Annotated in this window: 1 protein-coding gene; it reads left to right on the forward strand. The window is 53.8% G+C overall.

Translation table 11 applies throughout. The features are described from left to right. Nucleotides 1-903, forward strand: a 903-nt coding sequence (locus QVP67_RS00295; protein WP_288179732.1) for an aminotransferase class V-fold PLP-dependent enzyme, incomplete at its 5' end; no start/stop codon positions are given. Nucleotides 904-1,170: the final 267 nt, after the last annotated feature.

The raw sequence follows: 1,170 nt of genomic DNA on the forward strand, positions 1-1,170 counted from the left end.
GGCGAAGCTTTTCTGAAGGAGGGCGACGAGGTGATTGTTTCCACCATGGAGCACCACAGCAACATTGTCCCCTGGCAACTGCTGCAGATGCGTAAGGACATTGTTCTCCGTGTGATTCCTATGAACGACCGTGGCGAACTGCTGCTGGACGAATACGAACGGCTCTTCACTCCGCGTACCCGGATTGTCTGTGTGGCTCACGTCAGCAATGTGCTGGGTACGGTGAACCCTGTGCGCGAAATGATAGCCACGGCCCATGCTCACGGCGTCCCCGTGCTGGTAGACGGCGCGCAGAGCATTCCCCACATGCCGGTGGACGTGCAGGCGCTCGACGCTGACTTCTACGTTTTCTCCGGACATAAGATTTACGGTCCCACAGGCGTTGGCGTGCTCTACGGCAAGGAAGACTGGCTCGACAAGCTGCCTCCTTATCAGGGTGGTGGCGAGATGATTCAGCACGTTTCGTTCGAGCGCACCACGTTCAACGAACTGCCTTTTAAGTTCGAGGCCGGTACGCCCGACTACATCGGCACTACAGGCTTGGCTAAGGCACTGGATTACGTTTCTGCCCTCGGTATGGAACGCATCGCTGCCTACGAGCACGAACTGACCGAGTACGCCACCCGTCGCCTGAAGGAAATACCCGGCATGCGTATCTTCGGCGAAGCTCCCGAAAAGGGCAGTGTTATCTCCTTCCTTGTGGGTAACATCCATCACTTCGATATGGGTACGCTGCTCGATCGTCTTGGCATTGCCGTGCGCACGGGACATCATTGCGCCCAGCCGTTGATGCAACGGCTGGGCATCGAGGGCACTGTCCGCGCTTCCTTTGCCTTGTATAATACGAAGGAAGAAATCGATGCGCTGGTAGCCGGTGTGGAGCGCGTGAGCAGGATGTTCTGATATTTAAAGCCGTCAATCGGAACCATAAAGCCGCAGAGGACACGGATTGCAATTTAAATCCGTATTCTCTGCGGTTTATATTATCTGTCCGACCCTTTTCTTTGATTTTTCCATCTTTTTCTCTCCCTCCTGCAACTTTTCCTCCATCGGTTGCGTCTAATAAGAGCAAATAACTTTTAAATGACGAGACAGATATGTTACTTACAACCACTTCTATGATTGACGGCGGGAGAATTACCCGCTACTACGGCATCGTGTCTGGCGAGA

Source organism: Bacteroides sp. CAG:633 (genome assembly GCF_000435115.1).
Lineage (GTDB): Bacteria > Bacteroidota > Bacteroidia > Bacteroidales > Bacteroidaceae > Bacteroides > Bacteroides ndongoniae.